The 23,212-nt window shown below is 40.3% G+C and carries 17 protein-coding genes; 13 read left to right on the top strand and 4 right to left on the bottom strand.

The features are described 5' to 3' along the window. The first annotated feature begins 32 nt into the window (after nucleotides 1-32). The 7 genes from LC653_RS06850 to LC653_RS06880 all read left to right on the top strand — a co-directional run bounded on the left by LC653_RS06850 (nucleotide 33) and on the right by LC653_RS06880 (nucleotide 12,087). Nucleotides 33-1,667 carry an ATP-binding protein gene (locus LC653_RS06850; protein WP_308189048.1) on the top strand — a complete coding sequence of 545 codons (1,635 nt, stop codon included), beginning with the start codon at nucleotides 33-35 and terminating at the stop codon, nucleotides 1,665-1,667. After that, a complete protein-coding gene (locus LC653_RS06855) occupies nucleotides 1,654-2,220 on the top strand; it encodes a hypothetical protein (RefSeq protein ID WP_229493584.1) in 567 nt (188 codons plus the stop codon). Before LC653_RS06850 ends, LC653_RS06855 begins: the two co-directional genes overlap by 14 nt. Before the next feature lie 73 nt (nucleotides 2,221-2,293). After that, nucleotides 2,294-2,851 (top strand): hypothetical protein, encoded by a 558-nt coding sequence (locus LC653_RS06860; protein ID WP_229493586.1) that lies wholly within the window; start codon nucleotides 2,294-2,296, stop codon nucleotides 2,849-2,851. Between the two features lie 548 nt (nucleotides 2,852-3,399). Beyond that, complete coding sequence (locus LC653_RS06865; RefSeq protein WP_229493588.1) at nucleotides 3,400-4,821, top strand: ATP-binding protein; 1,422 nt, start codon at nucleotides 3,400-3,402, stop codon at nucleotides 4,819-4,821. Next, nucleotides 4,821-5,306 carry a hypothetical protein gene (locus LC653_RS06870; protein WP_229493590.1) on the top strand — a complete coding sequence of 162 codons (486 nt, stop codon included), beginning with the start codon at nucleotides 4,821-4,823 and terminating at the stop codon, nucleotides 5,304-5,306. The genes LC653_RS06865 and LC653_RS06870 overlap by 1 nt, the downstream gene beginning before the upstream one ends. A gap of 2 nt (nucleotides 5,307-5,308) precedes the next feature. Next, nucleotides 5,309-11,431, top strand: coding sequence for a WD40 domain-containing protein (locus LC653_RS06875; protein WP_229493592.1), 6,123 nt, complete (start codon nucleotides 5,309-5,311; stop codon nucleotides 11,429-11,431). A 311-nt stretch (nucleotides 11,432-11,742) separates the two neighbouring features. Further along, nucleotides 11,743-12,087, top strand: coding sequence for a hypothetical protein (locus tag LC653_RS06880; protein ID WP_229493593.1), 345 nt, complete (start codon nucleotides 11,743-11,745; stop codon nucleotides 12,085-12,087). A 122-nt stretch (nucleotides 12,088-12,209) separates the two neighbouring features. On the opposite strand, the gene LC653_RS06885 is transcribed toward LC653_RS06880, so the two are convergent. The 3 genes from LC653_RS06885 to LC653_RS06895 form a co-directional block, all read right to left on the bottom strand. Continuing rightward, nucleotides 12,210-12,845, bottom strand: a complete 636-nt coding sequence (locus LC653_RS06885; RefSeq protein WP_229493594.1) for an acetoacetate decarboxylase family protein — start codon at nucleotides 12,843-12,845, stop codon at nucleotides 12,210-12,212. Between the two features lie 255 nt (nucleotides 12,846-13,100). After that, nucleotides 13,101-15,005, bottom strand: a complete 1,905-nt coding sequence (gene dnaK / locus LC653_RS06890; RefSeq protein WP_229493602.1) for a molecular chaperone DnaK — start codon at nucleotides 15,003-15,005, stop codon at nucleotides 13,101-13,103. 488 nt (nucleotides 15,006-15,493) lie between these two features. Next, nucleotides 15,494-16,309, bottom strand: coding sequence for an SDR family oxidoreductase (locus tag LC653_RS06895; protein ID WP_229493604.1), 816 nt, complete (start codon nucleotides 16,307-16,309; stop codon nucleotides 15,494-15,496). A 215-nt stretch (nucleotides 16,310-16,524) separates the two neighbouring features. Here LC653_RS06895 and LC653_RS46150 point away from each other — a divergent pair, with 215 nt between their 5' ends. The 6 genes from LC653_RS46150 to LC653_RS06920 all read left to right on the top strand — a co-directional run bounded on the left by LC653_RS46150 (nucleotide 16,525) and on the right by LC653_RS06920 (nucleotide 21,246). Continuing rightward, the gene (locus LC653_RS46150) at nucleotides 16,525-16,653 is read left to right on the top strand and encodes a hypothetical protein (RefSeq protein ID WP_267922974.1); all 129 of its coding nucleotides are present in this window, start codon (nucleotides 16,525-16,527) and stop codon (nucleotides 16,651-16,653) included. Nucleotides 16,654-17,085: 432 nt separating this feature from the next. Beyond that, complete coding sequence (locus tag LC653_RS06900; protein WP_229493606.1) at nucleotides 17,086-17,373, top strand: hypothetical protein; 288 nt, start codon at nucleotides 17,086-17,088, stop codon at nucleotides 17,371-17,373. A gap of 579 nt (nucleotides 17,374-17,952) precedes the next feature. After that, the gene (locus tag LC653_RS06905) at nucleotides 17,953-18,096 is read left to right on the top strand and encodes a Rieske 2Fe-2S domain-containing protein (RefSeq protein WP_229493608.1); all 144 of its coding nucleotides are present in this window, start codon (nucleotides 17,953-17,955) and stop codon (nucleotides 18,094-18,096) included. Continuing rightward, nucleotides 18,053-18,265, top strand: a complete 213-nt coding sequence (locus LC653_RS06910; RefSeq protein ID WP_229493610.1) for a histidine kinase dimerization/phospho-acceptor domain-containing protein — start codon at nucleotides 18,053-18,055, stop codon at nucleotides 18,263-18,265. Before LC653_RS06905 ends, LC653_RS06910 begins: the two co-directional genes overlap by 44 nt. A gap of 114 nt (nucleotides 18,266-18,379) precedes the next feature. Then, nucleotides 18,380-19,840, top strand: coding sequence for a sensor histidine kinase (locus LC653_RS06915; RefSeq protein ID WP_229493612.1), 1,461 nt, complete (start codon nucleotides 18,380-18,382; stop codon nucleotides 19,838-19,840). A 737-nt stretch (nucleotides 19,841-20,577) separates the two neighbouring features. Further along, complete coding sequence (locus LC653_RS06920) at nucleotides 20,578-21,246, top strand: AIM24 family protein (protein ID WP_229493614.1); 669 nt, start codon at nucleotides 20,578-20,580, stop codon at nucleotides 21,244-21,246. Nucleotides 21,247-21,440: 194 nt separating this feature from the next. Here the strand turns inward: LC653_RS06920 and LC653_RS06925 are convergent, their stop codons facing one another. Next, nucleotides 21,441-22,946 carry a DICT sensory domain-containing protein gene (locus tag LC653_RS06925; protein WP_229493616.1) on the bottom strand — a complete coding sequence of 502 codons (1,506 nt, stop codon included), beginning with the start codon at nucleotides 22,944-22,946 and terminating at the stop codon, nucleotides 21,441-21,443. Between the last annotated feature and the right edge of the window lie 266 nt (nucleotides 22,947-23,212).

Consider the following 23,212-nt stretch of genomic DNA (forward strand, 5'->3'; position numbering starts at 1 on the left):
TGTTTATTTTATTGAATACGCCGAGGTAAATTGTGGAAAACCTGGATGTACGTAAATTTTTTCAAGCAACTCAGCCCAGCAAGACGCTGAATGTGAAAAATCAGGACGAGGGACAGTATTATATTGATTTTTCCTCAGTCCGTGGTGGTCAGATCATTGAGGAATTGAAGGAAATTATCACCTTCCTTTCACCTGATGAGCCAACCTGTAATCTATTTACAGGGCATATAGGTTGTGGCAAATCTACTGAGTTGCTGCGACTCCAAGCAGAACTAGAGCGGGAAGGTTTTCATGTAGTTTACTTTGAGTCTAGTAACAACATGGAAATGGAAAATGTCGATATTGCTGATATTCTGTTAGCGATCGCTAGTAGTGTGAGTGAAAGTTTACAACCATTCAAAATCGAGCAACCAAAGCGTCTTCAGGCGTTGCTCAAAGAAGCAGAACAGTGTTTACACACAGAAGTAGGGTTGGAAGCTTCGTTAATTCATAAAGGCAGTGAAGAAGAAATTCATCTTTTTCTACAAATAGGAAGAATTGGTGCTAAAACCAAAGCCCCTGAACTTCGCAGCCGATTGCGGGAGTATTTGGAGCCACGAACAGCACAACTTATAGATGTAATTAATCAGGAATTGCTCCAACCCGCCATAGAGAACCTAAAAGTTGAAGGCAAGAAAGGACTTGTAGTAATTGTTGATAACCTTGATCGCGTGGATATTTCTCCAAAGCCGTGGGGACGCCCTCAGCCAGAATACTTGTTTGTAGATCGGGGAGAGCAATTACGAAAATTGAAATGCCATTTAATATACACTATCCCCTTGGCGTTGATTTTCTCAAATGAATTGGCAACACTCATACAGCGGTTTGGAGTACAACCCAAGGTATTACCAATGGTACCAGTGCAACATCGAGATGGCAGCGAATGCAAAGAAGGAATGGATTTACTACAGCAGATGGTGTTGGCAAGAGCTTTCCCAGATTTGAAAGCAGAGCAACGTATTGACAAAATCGAAGAAGTTTTTGATAGTCCTGAAACATTAGACCGTTTGTGTCGTATCAGTGGAGGTCATGTTAGGAATCTGCTCGGAATCCTCAATCAATCTATTATTAAGCAAAAGAAACTACCTCTGGAATCTCAAATTCTAGAAGACGTAATTCGAGAGCAAAAAAATTCGCGAGTTGCAGCAATTAAAACAGACGATGAGTGGCAGTTGCTAGAAAAAATTGCCCGAGAGAAAAAGGTGATTGAAAATAACCAATGCCGAATGCTGCTCCGCAGTATGTTTGTGTACGAGTACCGTGATTTCGAGGGATCTTGGTTTGATGTTAACCCTTTATTTGTGGAAAAGACAGAATTTAAGTCGCGCGTAGAATCTCAAAAGCAACATCAAAATAAAAGTGCTAAAGATATTATTGATTCAACGCTTTTTGATGGACTAGAAAAACTATCTAATAGATATGATAAGTTTTTTTTAACACAAGATTACTCTAGTGCTTTTGATGCAGCACTTTCTGCTTATAATTTTTGTCAAGAAATTCTTACAAGTCTAGATAAAGAAAAGCAGAGAGATATTTATAGTGTTGTTACTGCTCTGCTTGAATACTGGAAAATAAATAAAGAACAAGCAAAACTATATAATAGATTAGATCAAGATGACTTCTACTAACTCTTCACGATTGCGTTTTAATCCTATTTTTGAAAATATTAAAGATATAAAAGAATTTCTGCATAAAATACCCATGTGGAGATTTTTTTTGTCGCCCATCAAGAAAAAATGTCAAAATGTAAAAAATCTAATTAGTTGTATTGAAAAACAATTAATAGAAGAAATTGATATTTTTTCTCAATTCAATCAATCGCTTAACAATTGTCATTCATTGATATCAGAAGTTTTATTGGCTAGACAACAAGTACACAAAGCAGCTTTATTAATTTATGAGGCAAAAAATTATAAACCAATGGCTACTAATAATACAGAAAATTCCTATGGAAAAATTTCTTCTGCAATAAATCGGCTTGCAATTACGAATAATTCAGAGTCAGACAGAGGTGAATTAGATTCATTACTAAAATTGATTCGTGATAGTATCAAAGACCTGAAGTCATGCAGTGAGGATGATGTAAAAAGGGTTATATACCTTTTCAATAACATAGCAACTCACTATACAGATATGGAGATCATAATTTCAAAAATTATTGCCAGCATTTTGATAAGCTAGATTATGTTATGTATATTGCTTCATCCTAGGAAATAAAAATTTGAGCTTTATATTTATATTGAGGCGTAAAAATATGAGTATTGATTTGTCATTATTAGCTTCTATAATTAAAACAATAGGGGATATAAAATATATCTTAGATACAGTTGAAAAAACAAATATATTTCAACGCCAACCTAAATTAGATGAACTAAAAAGAGAGGTTACGTCTCTGGAAAAGCAAGTTAATAGTGGGTTTCCTACTTTAGTACAACTTCTTCGCTCTTATTCTTTAATATTATCTGATGTAAAAGTAGTAATAGCCATATCAAATAAGGCTTCTGAACTTATTGCAACAGCACCAGATAAAGCACTCCAGTATACAGGAATCTTTATCAATCAAATCGAAACTAATCATGGTCAAATTAACTTTGGTATGAGTCAGCTTCCAGCACTTGATGTTAGAGAAGGAGGAGAATTAAGTGGAAAGCTAAATTCAATTCGTGATTTTATTAGAGATATAAAAAGAGAAAATAATATCCAAAATATCAAAAGAACTTTTGATAATATATCTACTCAATATACAGATGTACAATCAATACTATCACGACTGGTTGAAAGAATTTTGAGTAGTTTAGAGTCAAAGAACTAGTACTGCTATGCAGAATTCAAGATTCAAAATGCCTATGAAGTAATCCCTTAAGCAATTTAAAATGGTAGCTTTATTTACAATGGCTGATTTAGGAAAATGGATTTAATAGCTTACAACTTTCGTAGTGGAGGCAGTATGAGCGGCGGCTTCCGCCGATTATAACTGCTGTTGCGTTACATTTATAACCCACCGAAAGCACCTTTAATGGTGTGTTACGCTGTTGCTAACACACCATACAAAAAAGAAGTTTTGTATTTTGTTTAATCCAAGTTACTTAATTATTGTACATAGTCATTATTAGCCATAAGACTGATAAGTAAGCATGAATAAACCGAACTATGCAACGAAATGTAAACTCGCTAAAACTCTTGTGATTGCTTTGTTTCACTTCGTTACACTCGCAATGATGAACTTATAAATTTTCCCACCCACCTACTTAATCTCATTCACCTTTAATTATTAATTTACAGAAAACGCTTGAGGCTGCTATATCAATCTGGTCTGCATCAACTGTGTTCAAAAACAAATTCTTTAGGAACTGAATTAAAATGACACTCGATTTGCAGAAGTTTTACCAAGCTTGCAACCCTAGCAAGACCTTGGCTGTAGAAAATGCCGAGGATCGAAAGTACTATATTGATTTTTCCTCAGTGCGCGGTGGCAGGATTATTGAGGAGTTAAAGGAGAATATTACATTTTTCTCACCGGAAGGGACTACCTGCGAATTATTTACAGGACATATCGGCTGCGGCAAATCTACAGAATTGCTCAGGCTGAAAGCAGAATTAGAGCAATCAGACTTTCATGTAGTATATTTTGAATCCAGTCAAGACCTAGAAATGGGTGATGTTGATATCAGTGATATTTTATTGAGCGTAGCTCGCCGAGTTAGTGAAAGTCTCGATAGCTTAGAAAAACTGGAAATTCCTGAACCCCAAGGTCTGAAGAAAATACTTCAAGGAGCCGCTAAACTGTTGATGACAGAAGTTGAAGTTTCTGCCGAAGCATCAATTCCTGGCATTGGTAAAGTTTCTACGAGTACTGAGGGTAAGTTTGCCGCCGAAGCGAAAAATCCAGATATTGGAGAACTGAAAGCAAATGAGAAAGAAGGAGTATCAGTGGTGGCACTAGGCATTGACAAGATTACAGCCAAAGCCAAAAATAGCCCTGAACTTCGCAACAAGTTAAGAGAATATTTAGGGCCGCGCACAAAAGGCATTATAGATGTAATTAACGAGGAACTACTCGAACCTGCCATAGTAAAACTGAAGCAACACGGCAAAAAAGGACTAGTGGTAATTGTCGATAATCTTGATCGCGTTGAGACTGCTAACAAGTCCTGGGGACGACCTCAGCCTGAATATCTATTTGTAGATCGGGGAGAACAATTAACTCAACTCAAGTGCCACATGGTTTACACCATGCCTTTAGAGTTAATGTTTTCCAACGACTTGAGCAGGTTAACACAGCGGTTTATGGTCTATCCAAAAGTGTTACCAATGGTGCCAGTGCAATTACGCGATGGCAGTGAATGCGCTGAAGGTATGGCACTATTGGCACAGATGATACTAGCAAGAGTTTATCCTGATAATCAGCCACAGGAGCGCCTCGGCTGGATTACAGAGATTTTTGATACTCCGGAAACATTAGAAAGACTCTGCCGAATTAGTGGCGGTCATGTCCGCGAATTACTCAGACTGCTCAACGATTGGATCAAAAAGGAAAGAAAACTACCTTTATCGCGTGCAGGGTTAGAAACTGTAATTAGAGCCTACTGCAATCAAATGACCTTAGCAATCACAGATGATGAGTGGGACTTGTTGCGCCAAGTACAAGAGCGGAAATGGGTAAGCGGCGATGATGGATACCGAATTTTGGTACACAGTCGATTCGTCTATGAGTACCGAGATACTCAGGGGTCTTGGTTTGAAATTAATCCGATTTTGGCAGAATCAAGAAAATTACAGTGATGAGAAACCTACGTTGCCAGAAAAATGTCACTGCCTACCATAATGAGTCATTGGAGGAGTTGGTATGGGCAATGAAGGCATCTGAAGGAAACTTTTCAGTTCTTTTAGCGCATTGTAACGATCCTTTCCTACAAAATTCTATTAGACAACACCTGCTAACAATATATGAACGTAATATTCAAGAAATATTTATTGAGAAATCTGATACAAAACTTTATACCTTTATCGAAGCTAAATTAATAAATGAGCAGGTAACAGCCTTAATGGTATATGGTCTAGAATCAGTTACTGAGATAGATAAAGTGCTAATTACGACAAATATTTTTAGAGATAATTTCAAAAATTTTTCACTTCCTATTGTGCTATGGGTTAATGATGAGGTTATAGTAAAGCTTCAGCGGATAGCACCTGATTTCTACAGTTGGACTACAACAACTCAATTTGCAGTCATTTCTGATGAATCGCGAAAAACGCCAGAATTTTAGCTATGGTTAACCGACATCACTCAGAAAATGTACTGAAGTACAACGAAAATTCTTTACAGGAATTAATATGGGCGATCGCTACTTCTCAAGAAGAATTTTCCCTGATTTTGGCACTTTGTAATGGAGCTAGTTTGCGAAGGCGTTTGGTGCAAAGTCTGCAAGCGTCGAGCGATTTGAAAATTCGGGAGATAGTTTTGGATAAATCGATTAAAACATTTTTCCAGACTATCCAAAATTTACTCGGTTCTGAGCATCCCCAGGCGCTGGTAGTATCTGGTTTAGAATCGGTCAGCAAGCTAGAACAAGTGCTGAGTGGTGCTAATCAGGTCAGGGAGGAGTTTAGAAAAAATTTTTACTTCCCGTTGGTGTTGTGGGTAACGGATGACGTGCTGCACAAACTCATGCGATTAGCACCAGATTTACACAGTTGGAGTACTATCGTTGAATTTGCGATCGCCACTGATGATTTAATTGATTTTATCCAGCAAACTGCTGATGAAATCTTTGAAAAAGTTTTAGCCGCTGGTGCAGGCAGATATCTCGATAGTACAGCGCTGAATTTACAAGTTGGCTCTCCACGCCGAGTTGAGTTGGAGTCAGCATGGCATGATTTACAAAATCGTCGTTTGAGTTTGAATCCAGAACTGGAAGCGAGTTTAGAATTTATGCTAGGTCGGGCGAATTCTAGTTCACTGGAATTGTCAGGGCAATATTACGAGCGTAGTTTAGCTCTTTTTGTCAACGATTCACCATCACCCCGCTTCCTAGAACGACGCGCCTGTTTACTTTACTCTCTAGGACTTTGGTGGCGTACCTATGCAGTGTTACATCACCCCGAACGCGATCGTGCTATTGGTTTTGCTAAAAATTATTTTCAGGAATGTATTGAGGTATTTGAGCAAGCTAATCGCCAAGATTTGGTAGCAAAATTTATCAACGCTTTGGGTTCTGTACTGCAAGATTTGCAACAGTGGGAAGAGTTGGAGGCTGTTGCTAACAAAGCAATTGCGTTGCATCAAACCTATCCTAATCAGTTTAAACTAGCCAGAGCTTATAGCTTTCTGGCTGAGGTGCTAATTGCTAAATCCGCTTGGAATGAGGCAAAGCAAACAGCCGAACAAGCGCTTTCTTTGCTGGATAGCTTGCAAATAGATACATCTGAGCCAGTCTCAGAGGAGATGAAAGCAGATTTAGATTGGGAAAGGTCGTATCATCAGGGTTGGTATTTTTTTGCGTTAGCGCGATCGCAATCTGCACTCAATCAACCAGAAGCAGCACTGCAAACCTTAGAAACTGCCAGAACAGAAACCAAAGCACAATACGATCCAGAACTTTACATTCAGATTTTGGCAGAGTTACGAGCAAACTACTTTAAAAAAGGTGAATATCGAACTGCATTTCATCTTAAACAAGAACAGCGATCGCTTGAACAGCAATATGGTTTCCGTGCTTTCATGGGTGCAGGTAGGTTACAAGCACAACAAATAGTAAATAACCCGACTTTACCATCGGTTGAACAACAAGCAACAGTAGCCACAGAAATCGCTGCTTCTGGAAGACAGCAAGATATTAATCGCCTCATTGAGCGCATGGGTCAACATGACCGTAAACTAACAATTATTCATGGGCAATCAGGTGTTGGTAAAAGTTCAATTTTACAGGCTGGATTAATCCCTGCATTGAAACAGAGATCCATTGGTGTTCGTGATGTTTTGCCTGTTTTACAGCAAGCTTACCCAGATTGGATTATAGAATTAGGCAACCGTTTACGAGATGCTATTTCTGATTTACCGCGCATTCCTTATGAAGGCAGAAGCTATGAATACTCTCCTCCCTTAAGAGAAGACGCAGCAGGGGAAAAGTCTATTCTCAAGCAATTAGAAAAACATGATGATTATAACCTGCTGACAGTTTTAATATTCGATCAATTTGAAGAATTTTTCTTCATTTATAATGATCCAAGCAATAGACGAAAATTTTACGAATTTTTACGTGACTGCTTAGATATCCCTTATATAAAGGTTATCTTGTCTTTACGCGAAGATTATCTCCATTATTTATTAGAATGTAATAATCGGCTGGCAAACTTTGATGTAATTAATAATAATGTTTTAGATAAAGATATTCTCTACCATTTGGATAACTTTTCATTAGAAGACGCTAAATTAATTATTCAAAACTTAACTCAAAAAAGCCAGTCAGTTTTAGAAGCACCATTAATTGATGAATTGGTGAAAGATTTAGCTAGAGACTTAGGCGAAGTACGCCCCATTGAATTGCAAGTAGTAGGAGCGCAATTACAAACAGAAAAAATAACGAAGCTAGAACAGTATCAGCAACATGGGCCTAAAGAAAACTTTGTTGGGCGATTTTTAGAAGAAATTGTCCAAGACTGCGGTTCTGATAATGAACAGATAGCTAAATTAGTTTTATATTTGCTCACAGATGAAAATAATACCCGCCCTTTAAAAACTCGTGCTGATTTGGAATTAGAGTTAGATGTAAAAACTGAAAAACTCGACTTAGTTTTAGAAATCTTAGTGAAATCGGGGTTAGTCCTAAGAGTACCAGCATCACCTGCTGACCGCTATCAACTAGTACATGATTATTTAGTACCATTTGTGCGCCAGCAACAATCAGCCAGATTAATTGCTGAGTTGGAAAAGGAGAGAGAACAACGAAAGCTAACAGAAGCAAAGCTGAATGAAGTTCTTAAGCAGCAACTACTAGAAACACGTCGCGGATTGCTTTGGAAAGTATCATTAGGAACGATAGCTGGAGCATTAACAATATTCTTACCTGTGGTGTTGATAAGTCAGAACAATACCCAACTCATATCTATAAGTACAGAAGCAAAAGGGCTACTAAAATCGAATCAAGATTTAGAGGCGTTGGTCAAAAGTATAAAAGCAGGTAAACGACTGCAACAGTGGTGGTCAGTTGGAGTAAAACCCGAAACTGAAATGCAAGTAAAGACTGCATTACAAGATGCAGTTTATACCATAAAAGAGCGTAACAGCTTAGAAGGACATAGTGATACTGTCACGAGCCTTAGCTTTAGTCCTGACGGTAAAATGTTAGCCTCTGGCAGTGCAGATGGCGTGGTGATAATTTGGAATCGCGATGGTAGAAAAATCAAAAATTTTAAAGCCCATGAAAAGAAAATTACTAGGCTTGGCTTCAGCCCCAACAGTCAAAAAATACTTTCTGCGAGTGAAGATAAAACTCTAAAATTGTGGAGTTTAGAAGGTAAAAAAATTGCCACTTTCAAAGGACATAAAGAGGAGATTACTACTTTTAGCTTCAGCCCCGATGGACACAAATTGATTTCTGGTAGTAACGACGAAACTTTAAAACTTTGGAATTTGGACGGTACAGAAATCAAAACCTTCAGGGGACACAAGGAGGGCATTAACAGCGTCAACTTTAGCCCGGATGGCAAGGTAATTGCTTCTACTAGTAACAATATGATGAGATTATGGAGTCTAGATGGAAAAGAAATTAAAACATTGAATCAAGGAGGTAATGGCGTCAGCTTCAGCCCCGATAGCCAAACTATTGTTGTAGAAAATGGTAGTGATATTACACTAAGGCGTCGTGACGGCTCTTTTATTAATTCATTGTATGGTAGTTATCAAAGTCCAGTTTTTAGCCGTGATGGTCGGGCTCTTTACACGGCTAGCGTCTCTGGAGAAACTCTAATCGCATCAATTTTAAAGATTGACACTAAAAACAGAGTTAACTTTAATTTTAGAGGACATAGAAATACAGTCACTAGTATTAGCTTCAGCCCTGATGGTAAGATGCTCGCTTCTGGAAGCGAGGACAAAACTATAAAACTCTGGAGTCTGGAAAGCAGAAAATTCCAAACTTCTAATGAAAGTGAGTTTAATGAGGTGAAGGAGGTGAATGAAGTCAGTTTCAGTCCCAATGGTCAGATAGTTGCCTCTATTAATAATAAAGAAGTAAAACTTTGGCAACGTGATGGCACTCTAAAGACAACCTTGCCAGAAAGTAAATCAAAAATTAGTTTTAGTACCGATAGTCATAAATTAGTTTCTGCCAGTCAGGTTAATACATTGCAACTGTGGTCGCAGAATGGTACTTTTATCAAAAGTTCTCAGGGTAAATTTATTGATGGCAGTTTCAGCCCCAATAACCGAACAATTGCTCTAGTAAGGAATGATAATACTGTAGAACTACTATCATCAACTGATGGCAAGCTAATTAAAATTCTCCAAGGTCACAAAGATAAGATATACCAGATTAGCTTCAGTTCAAATCGAGAAACTCTTGCCACCGCTAGTGAAGATAAAACTGTCAAACTCTGGCGACGGGATGGAACATTCATTGCCAGCCTTAATGGCCTTAATAAAGTATCTCAGATCAACTTCAGCCCAGATGGAGAAACTCTTGTCACAGCTAGTGAAGATAAGATTATTAAACTCTGGCGTCGCAATGGAACACTTATTACCAGCTTTAATGGTGATATCCAAAATATTGGTTTCAGTCGTAATAGCAAAACGTTGGCTATTTTGGACAGCGATAACACTGTAAATTTTCTGGCAAGGGACGGTAAATTAATTAAGAGTCTGAAATCTGATCAGAAAATGTCAGTAAATTTTAGCTCTGATGGGGAGATAATAGCTATTAACAATCGAGTGCAAAATGAGACGGAGAAGACACCAGAATTATGGCGCATGGATGGCACTTTCCTGGTAAAGCTTCAGAATAAGGACAAAAGCCGCTATATTGGAGTCTTAGATTTTACGCCTGATAGTCAGATAATTCTTCGTTACAATGATAATAACAAAGTAAATTTTTGGAGGCGTGATGGATCTCTTCTCTTAACTTTGGATAAACGTGTAAAGAGTTTTAGTCCGGATTACCAAACTTTTGTTACTGTTGAAGGCAATGATAATTTAAAGCTTTGGAAGCGTGATGGTACACCAATTAGAACTATTCAAGTCAAAAGTCAAAAGGTAAATTTAAGCAATAATTCATCAGATTTAAAGTTCAGCCGAGATGGTCAAATTTTAATTATCACAACAAATTTTGGTACTGTAGAACTGTGGCGGATTGACGGTACTTTCCTCAAAACTTTCGAGTGTCTTCCAGATAAAAAGATTGAGCACTTTAGTGATGATAATTTCTGCGACTACCAACCCCTACTGAGTTTCAGTTCAGATAGTCAAACCTTAGCTATCCAGACTAATAAGAATGAAGTACAATTCTGGGGAATTAATGGTAATGGTAAGACAAAAGTAAAACTGTTAAAGACTATTAAGGTACAAAATAATCGGGTTGAAAGCATGGTACCTATCCCCAATAGCAATAAAATAGCAATTTTTGGGAGTGATGATGTATTAAAACTATGGCAGCTTCCTGAACAATCAGGCAAGGAAGCTCAACTATTAAAGACTTTGCCAGGGCATAAAAGTTGGATAAAGAGTTTGAGTATCAGCCCTAAGAGTGGGATGATTGCTTCAGCAAGTGACGACAATACTGTGAAACTTTGGCGGCGTGATGGTACTCTGGTTTACACTTTCACTGGACATAAAAATAAGGTAAACAGCGTCAGTTTTAGCCCAGATGGTGAGCTAATTGCCTCAGCGAGTGATGACAAAACCGTTAAAGTCTGGCAAACCGATGGCAAAGTAATTAAATCTTTTGAAGAGCATGGTAACAAGGTAACAAGTGTGAGTTTCAGCCCAGATAGTAAAACTATTGCCTCTGCCAGTCAAGACAATACAATAAAACTTTGGAGTCTAGATAGCAAAAATAGTAAAAGTTCAGCTACTTTAAATGCTGATGAGCCTGTTACCAAAGTCAGTTTTAGCCCAAATGGTAAGATGATTGCCTCAGCTGGTGTGACAAAAGTCAAACTCTGGAGCATTGATGGTACTTTATTGACAACTTATGAGCGCTTTGGTAGCAATGATGTTAGTTTTAGTCGAGATGGTAAAACTATTGCTGCTCCTTCTGGCAACGGAATTTCAGTTTGGAATTTTGACCTCAAGGAACTGCTCAAGCGTGGTTGTGAGGTGGCGCATGATTATCTGAAGAATAACCCAAAAGCAGAGAGCGATCGCTATCTCTGTGACGACATCTACAAAAAGAAGTGAAAGAGCAATCTTCAGAGATAATAACAGCGATCGCATTTCCATAAGTTTTTAACTGTTTGCTTCTATAGTTTTATCATCTGGCTTTTAGCCTTTTCTGAAGGTATTTCCAAAAAAATATAAGGTCTATTAGCCCACGCAGGTAGAGCTTCTGTTTGTATGAATAGGCTTGGCTTTGTGGAAATTTATCTGTTAAGGCAGGCAGGGGAGCCAAAGGAGGCTGGCGTTGCAGAGGAAGCAGGGGGAGAGAAAAAAGCTTAACCCAAGGGGAATGGGGACTGGGAAATAGGTTATACCGAAATATCGTAATGTTGATGATGAATATTACAGTATTGATAGTGAAAATTGTAATGTTGATGATGAATGTTGCAATATTGCTTATGAATATCGTAATGTTGATGATGAATATTACGGTATTGATGATGAATATTGTAATGTTGATGATGAATATTGCAATATTGCTTATGAATATCGTAATGTTGATGATGAATATTGCGATGTTAAGGAGAAATGTCGCAATGTTGGTAAGAATAACTTCTACATTCAGGGTGACGGCCAATGAAGTGGTGATAACTGGTGAGCTGATACTGTCAAGCGATCGCACCATAAATAATTTTACATCACATCTTGCACCAACCTGCGAGCTAGGAAGCAATTAGACTAAGTAAATATGCAACAAGTAAGAATATCACAACCTGCTCTCATTTAAGATAGCGTAGACGCATGGACGCAAAGTGCCTTGTCATGAGATATGCCGTGCTATTGTTCTCAATTTAGAAATTTAGATGTGTATGTATCCCACAACTTTTGGCGCATCAATCCGCAAACTCATCTGCTCACAGCGCACAGTTAACCAAGGCTGACCTAAACCTATTCCAGAAAAAGGACTTTCGGCGGGGATTTCTAACTTAGAACTAATCAAACCCAACACCGACTCAAATTCAGCAGGGAATATCAGCAAATCAGCACCCTTGGCGCCAAAAGCAGAGGCACTTAACCACTGTCTCCATGCCAAGCTTTGTTGATTATAGTTAAGACTACACAATCTCTGATTTCCCTGATGTACAGTAACGTGCTTTCCTTGTTCCCAGGTAAACTCCGCTAGTTCCTTTGGTAGTCCCCAAATTTCTCGACCACCAGCCACCGAATCAGCATTATCTACATAAATATGGGAAACCCAGCCACCAATTTTCTTTTGGTAATTAACCACAGCTGGGGCAATAATTAACTCGCTGTACTCCAGTACCGAGCCTGACCCATAATTAGATAAATACACGCTAGCGAGAGTTTTACCAGGCCATACAGAAATAATTTCTAACTCTAAGGGAATCAAAGGGCGCACTTGGTCAATATTTACCAAATGCAGAGTTTGGATAGCGTAGCCCTGAAGTGTCCAAGGTGCTTGTGGATATGGCATAAGGGAGTTAGGAGTTGAGAGTCAGGAGTTAGGAATAAAGTTAAGAATTAAGATTAAGAGTTACCAATATTAGTTCTACTCTAACTTCAAACTCCTGTACAGACGCGATTAATCGCGTCTGTACTCCTAACTCCTGTACAGACGCGATTAATCGCGTCTCTACTCATAACTCCTAAAAAAATCCCCACTTAGGGATTTGCCTGAGTGGGTAATATGAGGTGGGACTAAATAATCTTCCCAAAAGAAGTAGGGGAATTATTTGCTCTCTGTAAAATCAGCGTCAATTACATCATCGCCACTACCAGAGCTAGATGTGGAACCACCATCTTGGGGTTCAGCACCAGGTGTAGCACTGTTACCAGCTTGTTGATAAATATTGCTACCAACAGCAAATAGCGCTTGTTGCAATTCTGGAGTAAGCTTTTTGATTTGCTCATCGTCTTCTTTAGCAACTGCTTCCCGCAGTTCTTTCACCAAACCTTCGACTTTGGTCTTGTCAGCATCGGGAACTTTATCGCCCAATTCTTGTAGCTGCTTTTCAGCTTGGTATGCCAAAGAGTCGGCTTGATTCTTGCGTTCAATCTTTTCACGCCGTTCTTTGTCAGATGAAGCGTTTTGTTCAGCTTCTCTAACCATCCGGTCAACGTCAGATTTATCCAGGGTGGAAGCGCCGGTTATGCTGATGGACTGTTCTTTGCCAGTCCCTTTGTCCTTAGCGGTAACGTTAAGGATACCGTTGGCGTCAATATCGAACACCACTTCGATTTGAGGAACGCCGCGTGGTGCAGGAGGAATACCATCGAGGCGGAAGGTTCCCAAGCTCTTGTTGTCGTTAGAGAATTCGCGTTCACCTTGGAGGACGTGAATTTCTACATTGGTTTGTCCATCCACAGCAGTGGAGAATACTTCCGATTTCTTGGTGGGAATTGTGGTGTTGCGGGGGATAATTTTAGTCATCACGCCGCCCAATGTTTCAACACCCAAAGATAGCGGTGTCACATCTAACAGCAAGATGCCAGTTACATCACCAGCCAGTACCCCAGCTTGAATAGCTGCACCAACTGCTACGACTTCATCAGGGTTAACGCTTTGGTTGGGGTCTTTACCCAATACCTGCTTCACAATCTGTTGGACTGCGGGAATGCGGGTAGAACCACCAACTAACACCACTTCATCAATATCGCCTTTGTTTAACTTGGCATCCCGAAGGGCGTTTTCCACAGGAATACGGCAACGGTCGATTAAGTCAGAGCAAAGTTCTTCAAACTGAGCGCGAGTTAGGGTTGTATCCAGGTGCTTGGGCCCATCCTGGGTAGCGGTGATAAATGGCAGGTTGATTTCTGCTTGGGTAACGCTAGAAAGCTCAATTTTGGCTTTTTCTGCGGCTTCCGTCAGACGTTGTAAAGCTTGCTTGTCTTTCCGTAGCTCAATACCTTCGGCTTTCTTGAACTTCTCAGCTAAGAAGTCAACTATTTTTTTATCGAAGTCGTCACCACCAAGGTGAGTATCACCAGATGTGGCTAGTACTTCAAAAACTCCATCTCCTACTTCCAGCACGGATACGTCGAAGGTACCACCACCAAGGTCAAATACGAGGATGGTTTCGTTACTCTTCTTGTCAAATCCATAAGCCAAAGATGCAGCTGTCGGCTCGTTGATAATCCGTAGAACTTCAATACCTGCAATTTTACCAGCGTCTTTTGTCGCTTGCCGTTGAGAGTCGTTGAAGTATGCCGGAACAGTGATTACAGCTTGGGTTACAGTTTCACCGAGGTATTTGCTGGCATCTTCAACTAGTTTGCGAAGAACTTTTGCAGAAATTTCTTCAGGAGCAAACGGTTTACCAGCTATCGGACAATCTAATTTGACATTGCCGTTGCTGCTGAGGACTTTGTAAGAAACTTCCGTAGCTTCGTTACCAACTTCGTCGTAGCGGCGTCCGATAAAGCGTTTGACTGAGTAAAACGTATTTTCGGGGTTCATCACCGCTTGGCGTTTGGCGATTTGGCCAACCAAGTTGTCACCATTTTTCGCAAATGCGACTACTGATGGCGTTGTCCGAAAACCTTCAGCATTAGCAATTACTGTGGGTTTACCACCTTCCATCACTGCCACGCAGGAGTTCGTTGTTCCTAAGTCAATTCCAACTACTTTTGCCATTTTAGGTGCTGGCTCCGTATAACTACAAATGAATGAATGAGAATATAAAGGACTAAATTTTGAACCAATAGGGTCAATAAATCAGCCAGTTCAGCATGAATACCTTTGTTTTGGCTTTTCTGGGGTTAAAACTCCAGATATGCTGATATATATACTGAAGCTTAGTGCTAGCCAGTCCATGAAGGGTGGTTTCCCGAACCTTACTTAGGACGGTTAAACTAACTAAATAGTTTTTTTAGTTATTTCATGGATTTATTGCCTTCACTTTGTCTAATGTATGAGAATTAATACTTTCAGTAATTAGGGTGAACCGTAACGGTAGAGTCGTGTTTGCCGTCTTTAGAGGTAATAAATTACAAAAGTACCGAAAATAGAACAAAAATTAAAAGGCGCGTAGGCTAGCAACAACCGCAGGCATTGCTTCCGTATTCGGTATAATCAGCAATATTTTGGAATTTGGCATTGGATAAAATACTACTCAGCGCTCACTAAAGCCCAGAGAAAAGAGTTTCCCAGTTAATTACAGGCGGCCTTTGTCCCTGGTTGACTATTTCAAAAATTTTCCTGGAACTATTTGGGTGTAAAAGACTTTCTACGCAAGCGTTTGCTACATCAATCCGGCTGGTATCACCCGAAAGTGTATCCCCAGTGCCTACTACCACACCGTATTTACCCCCGGTTTTTGCTTTCAGCAGGGTGTTGAGGTCGTATGAGGTATATGGCCCGTCAATCAGGCGTCCTGGGCGGATAATGGTGTAGGGTAATCCTGAGTTAATAATAGACTCTTCGCCCTTCTGTTTGGCATCCAACACGCCAAAAGCATTAAGAACACTAAAAGGAAACTGATTTTTACGGAGAATTCCGCAAGAAGAGACGAAAACGAACCGCTTCAAATTGCGGGGTGCTGCTGCCACTAGGTTGCTCACACCTTGGGCATCGACCTTTGCCGGACTATTCTTTGCTTTTGCTTCACTAGATTTGGGGTTAAGGAAAGTGATTCCCCATTCAATCAAGTTTGGGGATTGCTCAAACTCCCATCGCGCAGAGGGAAAGGCAGTGGTTCCAGTACAACTGATGATGTGGCTTGTATCTTGCGTTGCGGCTGGTAGTGTAGCTGGCTGGCGGATGTCACCAACGGCAATTTCCACTCTCTGGTTAAACATTTCTTCAGCTTTTGCGGCATTGCGTGTCAGAACGCGAACTTTCAAACCCTTTTCTAGTAACTTGCCTACCACCAGTTGTCCCACTCCACCAGTAGCACCAGCAACTAGTACCAAATCTTCAACGGAATCAAAAGAAGTCATAAAGTGCCTTTGAGATGGTCTATTGTTAATCTACTCAAAAAATGCGATATCTACGACGGGCTATTCGGCGTCGCACATAGAATCTTTTACGTAGCCTGCTGCATCTGACGAAATGAGGTTTATCCTTCCTCAAACTTGCATCTGCGATCGCTAAAATAGACCTAGATTAAAAATTTTGCTACTTTCTGTTGACTATCGCTCCCGTTAGGTGATGTATGTCAGAAGGTGAGGCTGTGGCGATTGGGGAGATGATGCAGCTGTATCATCAAGAGGCTGCTGGCAAAGTTTCCCCAGTGGGCGATGCCTGCGGTGGTAACAGAGGCAAGTCGTACCCCTCCTCTTAAGCAAGCTACGCGCAGCGTCTGGTAGAGAAGCGCGGGCTACGCCAACGCAGCTGTGGATGGGGAGTTGGTTTAATAGCAGAGGTAGTCATTACACTCAATATTTTTTCATCTAATGTAATGATTGTATATTTAGTTACAACAATAATTAGTATTAGTGGGAAAAGTAGGTTTAGTAGGATGTTTTGTATAAATCCTCAATTATTCTGTTATGAAAAAATAGCCAATACTAAAAGGATACAAGAGGTAAGAAGTTTTTTATTTCTAAGCTATAGCCTAAATAAAATTACTTAATTGCTATTTATACGACATGAATTTATCGAAAATAAAAAGTAGGAAAAGTAAGAAAAGTAGGATATTTCCAAATATGTATAACATCACATGACATAAACTGTATAATTGCTTGTGTAACTTATAGAATTAAGAGTTGAACTGATGGCTATTCAAATGTTAGATTTAGGAATGTCAATAGTAAATGGAGATATTTCTGCAACCTTATTTGAGGAGTTGAACGAGACACAACAAAGCTCAATTGTTGGCGGCAGCACTGTTAACGATTTAGAAGCAACGTTTGGTGCTACCCAATCCCTTGCAGGAGCAGCAGGACAGACACTGACTGCGATTGAACGTGAGGCAGTAACTGGGCAAGGTCAGATAGGGCAAAAGTCAGGAGGAGTATTAGGAGCTACAGGTAATACAGTATTCAACGCTTTAGGTGGCTAAAAAACACTACTCATATAAATTACAAGCTTTTAGTTGCTATCTATGGAAATCTAGTAGTTTTCTTGACAAACTTGAGTAATAAATTGATTCAAGAGTGTTTAGTAGTTAGCACGACTGTACTCCTCTGTTAACTGCTTGGTGAAAACTGCTGGTTCTTTTAGCAACTAACACAACAATTATTTATCACTAACTAATTTTCGATCTTTCCAGTAGTTTAAGGCGTTTTAAACTGGCTTTTTCAAGTTAGTTTAAAACGCTTTTTCCTTAATTAGTAAGTGGATATTTTTGGCTTTTACTTAAAGTGGTATTGATAAATTTAATAGTTAAGGGAAGAGTATGTTAAAAAACTTCTGGTACACCTGCGAATTCAGCTTTGCTGTAACTAGTAATACCAATTCTGTATGAAGATGCACTAAACCATAAGTACAAGAAAGAAAAACGTAGATGCCAAGCGGCTTGCCGCAGGCTACCGTAAAGGAGGCATTCGCGTAGCGTCTCGTATAGAAGGACACAAAGAAAGAAGTTAAAAGGGTTTGGCGCAGCCTCAGAAAGAAATGGTATAAGCCCAAACGTATCACAATGCTAAACCAGGAATTTGTCGTGTACCGCAATTCTGTTGGAAATGTTGTAGTATTTCTAGACCAATGTCTTCATCGCGGTGCGGCACTCTCTTTAGGTCGTGTGGAAAACAACTGTATCCGATGTCCTTGCTCACGAAATTAACAACCCAGTTAGTTTCATCTACGGCAACCTCCAGTATACTGATGATTACATTCAACAGCTGCTGCTGTTAATTAAGCTTTCTGCGATCGCAATGCCTATCGTAAAAATCAGCGCGAGTAGTTTTTCAACCCATAAGTGCGATCGCACTTATAGGGGGAATTGCGCCTGAATTGTTCGGTTCTACCACTGTCATCAGTACACAAATAGCTATAACCTCTTAAGTAGTAGTGAAATTTCTACCCTAGACGCTGTTAGTCGCTCTTGAATTAAGGGGTGAAAGCCTGTGTACAAATGGATATTGCCAAGTCTGAGCGAAATCTTGGCTGAAAATCAATCAAGTGTGGCTGAATGTTCACCTGCTAAAGCAGAGCGGCAGTGGCGTGTCAGCCTAGCAGCAACAGAACATTTGCTATTAAATACTTTAGCAGGTGCTTCAGTTGACACAACCCAAGGATTAGTTTTAGCTGCACCAGCACCCTTATTTAGTCAGCCAAAACTAACTCAAAGCTTACAAACAGTAACCTTTACGGCAAAACCATTTAACCCTTTGGCGCTGATGCCATTTCAGATGCCAGATGTAATCGTGTCTGTAAATGAAGAAATCGCTCCCCATGAATCGGTACTTCCCTTATTAGCTGCCGATCCACTAGGTGCAGAACAGTTTTGCTTGGTTTTTACAGATAAATTTAGATTAGTGCTGGTTTTAGCAACTCACAAAAACGGTAAAAAAACCTTTTCATTTTCTTTTGAGCCAGAGGTAGTGCAGCAGGCTTGGCGATCGCTAGGAGCAAGGGTAATGCTGGCTAATCCAGAATTTTTTGCCCGCCTGGATACATTAGTACAACAGTATTCTCCGGTAGCGCCAGATTGCCGCATCATCATTGAGTTTAGCCAGTTGTTGCTTCAGGAATTAACAGAAGCGGAAGAGACTAAGGACTCTTTAATAGGAACTGGAGACAAGGAAGACAAAGAAAATAACCCATGCCCAACCCTCAAAGCCGAATCCCCAAATCCTGATGTAGAATTGCTCCAAGCTTTCGCTCACGAAGTCCGCACACCTTTAACAACTATTCGCACCATGACTCGCCTACTGCTGAAGCGGCGAGATTTAGATGCCAGCGTAATCAATCGTTTAAAAATTATCGATCACGAGTGTACCGAGCAAATAGATCGGATGGAGTTGCTGTTTAAGGCAGCGGAATTGGAAACTACTACCTCAGCAAAATCGCCAAAAACTCAACTCACGCCGATGTCTTTAGATCAAGTGTTGCAGCAGAGCATTCCCCGTTGGGAACAAGCAGCGCATCGGCGGAACTTAACTTTAAATGTTGTTTTACCCCAGCAACTACCAACTGTGGTAAGTAATCCCATGATGCTGGATCAGGTACTCACTGGTTTGATAGAGAATTTCACTCGCAGCTTACCTGCTGGTAGCCATATTCAAGTACAGGTTATTCCGGCTGGAGATCAACTTAAGTTACAATTATCGCCCCAATTTGGGTGCAAAGATTCAAGTAAAACCGCCATACCTGCAACGCCACCAATTCGCAAAGCTCTAGGTCAATTGCTGATGTTCCAACCAGAAACGGGTACGATTAGTTTGAATATTGCCGCAACCAAGCATTTGTTTCAAGCGATCGGCGGCAAACTGATTGTGCGCCAGCGTCCACACTATGGGGAAGTTTTGACGATTTTCCTCCCCTTAGAAGTTAGCAATAAACATAAATTAGGAGCTAAAACTTAGCAGTGAAGATTCATTAACTATTTTTCAAAATTATAAATATTCACTCTAAATTAACCTGAGTTCGACAAACCTCTCCCTGCCTTGAACTTTAGTTCAAGTCTATCCCTCTCCGACTCGGAGAGGGACAGGTTTTACGTAGTAAAGCCAGGGAGAGGTCTTTTTATTCGACTAATTTATGCGGACACAATATAACCCAATACGCTTGGGTTAACGCTAGCACTCTTTGTTAAAGTTGTTTTTTTTACATAGACGCGGAGCGGCTTGCCGCAGGCTACCACAGAGGCGCAGAGAACACCCAGAGAAGAAAGAGAAGGAAAAAATTGCTTAACTGAACTGTATTGCAATATAACCCAATACGGTTCAGTTAAGGATTTTTGGTATGTAGAGACTAGCAATTGCAACGTCTCTTGCATTGGATTTAGGGCTTAACTGAACCGTATTGCAATATAACCCGTAGAACTCACGTTAAATTAAACAGTAGGTGAGTAGAAATAAAACACAATAATAGATCCCCGACTTCTGTGAAAAGTTGGGGATCTATTTACTAAGGATTTTATGTTTAATTAGGTTGACCTATTTTTTATGAACAGAGATAATTTATTTTCATCAAATAGACTTTGTTTAACAATCTAATTAAATTTTTCTGACTTGCCATCTGTAAAAATAGATGCCAACAATGTATATAAATTCTGGTTAAGAACCAAGTACACATTTCTGCAAAAATCAAAAGAAAAATTATGGCAAGTTTTGAAGTAATCGAACGAGAAAGCTTACGTTTAGTCAAGGTAACTTTACAAAACGAAACAGTCCGAACTGAATCTGGTGCTATGTACTATATACGTGGCAACATTCAGATGCAATCTAAAGCCCCTTCAGCAGGCGGGTTTTTAAAATCCCTAGCCACGGGAGAAAACATTTTCCGTCCTACATATACAGGCACTGGTGAATTATATTTAGAGCCTTCGTTATCGGGATATCACATCCTAGAATTAGACGGTAGTGAATGGATTTTAGATAGTGGCGCTTATTGGGCTAGTGATGGCACTGTAGAAGTAGGAGTTGAACGAAACAAATTTGTATCAGGCTTAATTGGTGGCGAGGAATTGTTTCAAACAAAAGTCAAAGGCAGGGGTACAGTAGTGATGGCAGCACAAGGCCCTGTAGAAGTAATAAATTTACGAAATGACCGATTAGTTGTGGATGGAAATTTTGCCATCGCTCGCACAGCTACCTTAAATTATCGCGTTGAAAAAGCTACCAAATCTCTTTTCGGTTCGATGACTTCTGGTGAGTTTCTCGTGAATACTTTTGAGGGAACTGGTACTGTATTGCTAGCTCCTGTACCTTATTGGCAAGTTATGATGCTCCGCCAAATTAGCGCCGCGCTACCAAAAACTTCTAGCTAAGAATTATCGGTAAGCTTAACTGATCGTAAGTCTTTCCGGCACGCTTGTGCGATCGCTAATTTTCTTGAATTTCCGTGGGGAAATCTAGTTATTAGTCATTAGTAGTAATGACTAATGACTAAAATTTTTATAACTCAAATAGGATTGCTATAGCACCATAAAGTTAACTCAGGGGATAATTGTAACGTAACTCATCAATCATTTTCTATTGCGATCGCTTTTGGGGTATCGCCAACGCTTGGCAGTTGCACTGTAAAAGTGGAACCTTCATATAATTTACTTTTCACAGAAATAGAACCGCCAGAGCGCACCAGCAATTGCTGTACAATTGTTAACCCCAACCCAGCACCACCATAATCTTCATTGGCTGCTGTACGCACACGATAAAATCGGTCAAAGATTTTGGAAATCTCGCTTTCGGCAATACCGATACCTGTGTCGCGGAATTCTAATTGGACATAATCGCCTTGAATTCGGGCACGCACCCATACCTCACCCCCATTAGGAGTAAACTTAATGCTGTTATGCAGCAGATTAATCACAATCTGCCTCAGCCCACCACTCACACACCAAATAGATGGAAGTTCAGTGGGTACGGTGTAGGCTAGCATAATCCCTTTTTCTTGGGCTAGAGGTTGGTACGTACTAACTACTCCAGGTACAATATCTGAGAGTCGCACCGACTCTAAAGCTGTTCCTTCTAAATTACGTTCTAGCTGCACCAGTTCCAACAAACCAGTAATCAGGGAATTTTGCTGATCGCACTGGGTATTTAACATCTGTAAATAACGTTGTCGCTGGGGGGGTTTAAGATTAGGGGAATTCAATAACGAAAGTGCTGTCTTCATGTGCGTCAAGGGTGTACGCAATTCCTGACACACATTTTTTAAGTATTCATCTTTAAGTTGCTCTTTGTTTTGTAGTTCTTGATTTTGCTGCTGCAACCTGGTAGTGCGTACTGCGCTGATTTGACGATTAATTTCATCTTGTCGCAGGAGTTGTTTTGCAAACAGTTGATTCATCAGTGCGGCTTGGGGCGCAACTGGACAAATAAAATCAACAGGTATTGGGGATGATTCTGGCGTAATCGCTTGTTCTATACCATCTAATACTTGCTGAATTACTCTCCCCTCAAGAGTATTTATAATTAGTAACGGCTGGTTTTTATTAGTATTTACCTTGCCCGATGTCTTATTTTTGCGTTTTTTAAGTGGTCGATGAGCCAAAATTAAACTGCAAAACTGGGGCGATAACACCATCAGAAAGTTTTCCCGTCGCATTTGGCTATCTGGTGATAGGTGAACGGGGACATGATGAGGGAATGAGGGGGATGAAGAAGATGAGGAAGATGAGGGAGATGAGGAAGATAAGGGGGTATTTTCCTCCCCTACAACGCCAGCTCCCTCATCTTCCCCTGCTCCCCCATCTCGCCCTTTTTCACTCTCGTCAATCTGGCAAGTATAAATGAGACTAGACGCACCTACCGAGGATTGATAACGCGCTAGTTCTGATTGCCAAATTTTTTCTGGTGGTAGCTTCACCCATAAAGTGGCTGCAATTTGCTGCTCAATTAGTAAGTCAATTTGCGCTCTCACCAGTGATAGCAGAGTAGCAGGACTGAGGGACAATGGTTTAGGAGGCGCTTGCACTCCCATAACCAGTTGATAAACAGACAGATCCTTAGCCAGAGAAACATTCATGAGTCAAGCACAATTTGGATGAAGCAAGAAATAACTCTGTCTTCGATTTTCACCTTTATGTGTGCATTTTTTACAAAATTCCTACGGAAATAAACATTAACTATAAAAAACTACATCTACAAGGGAGTGGGGAGTGGGGAATGGGGGGGCAGGGGGCAGGGGGCAGGGGGCAGGGGGCAGGGAGCAGGGGGCAGGGAGCAGGGGGCAGGGGGCAGGGGGCAGGGAGCAGGGGGCAGGGGGCAGGGGGCAGGGGGCAGGGGGGATGG

Source organism: Nostoc mirabile CHAB5784 (assembly GCF_020829645.1).
Lineage (GTDB): Bacteria > Cyanobacteriota > Cyanobacteriia > Cyanobacteriales > Nostocaceae > Nostoc > Nostoc mirabile.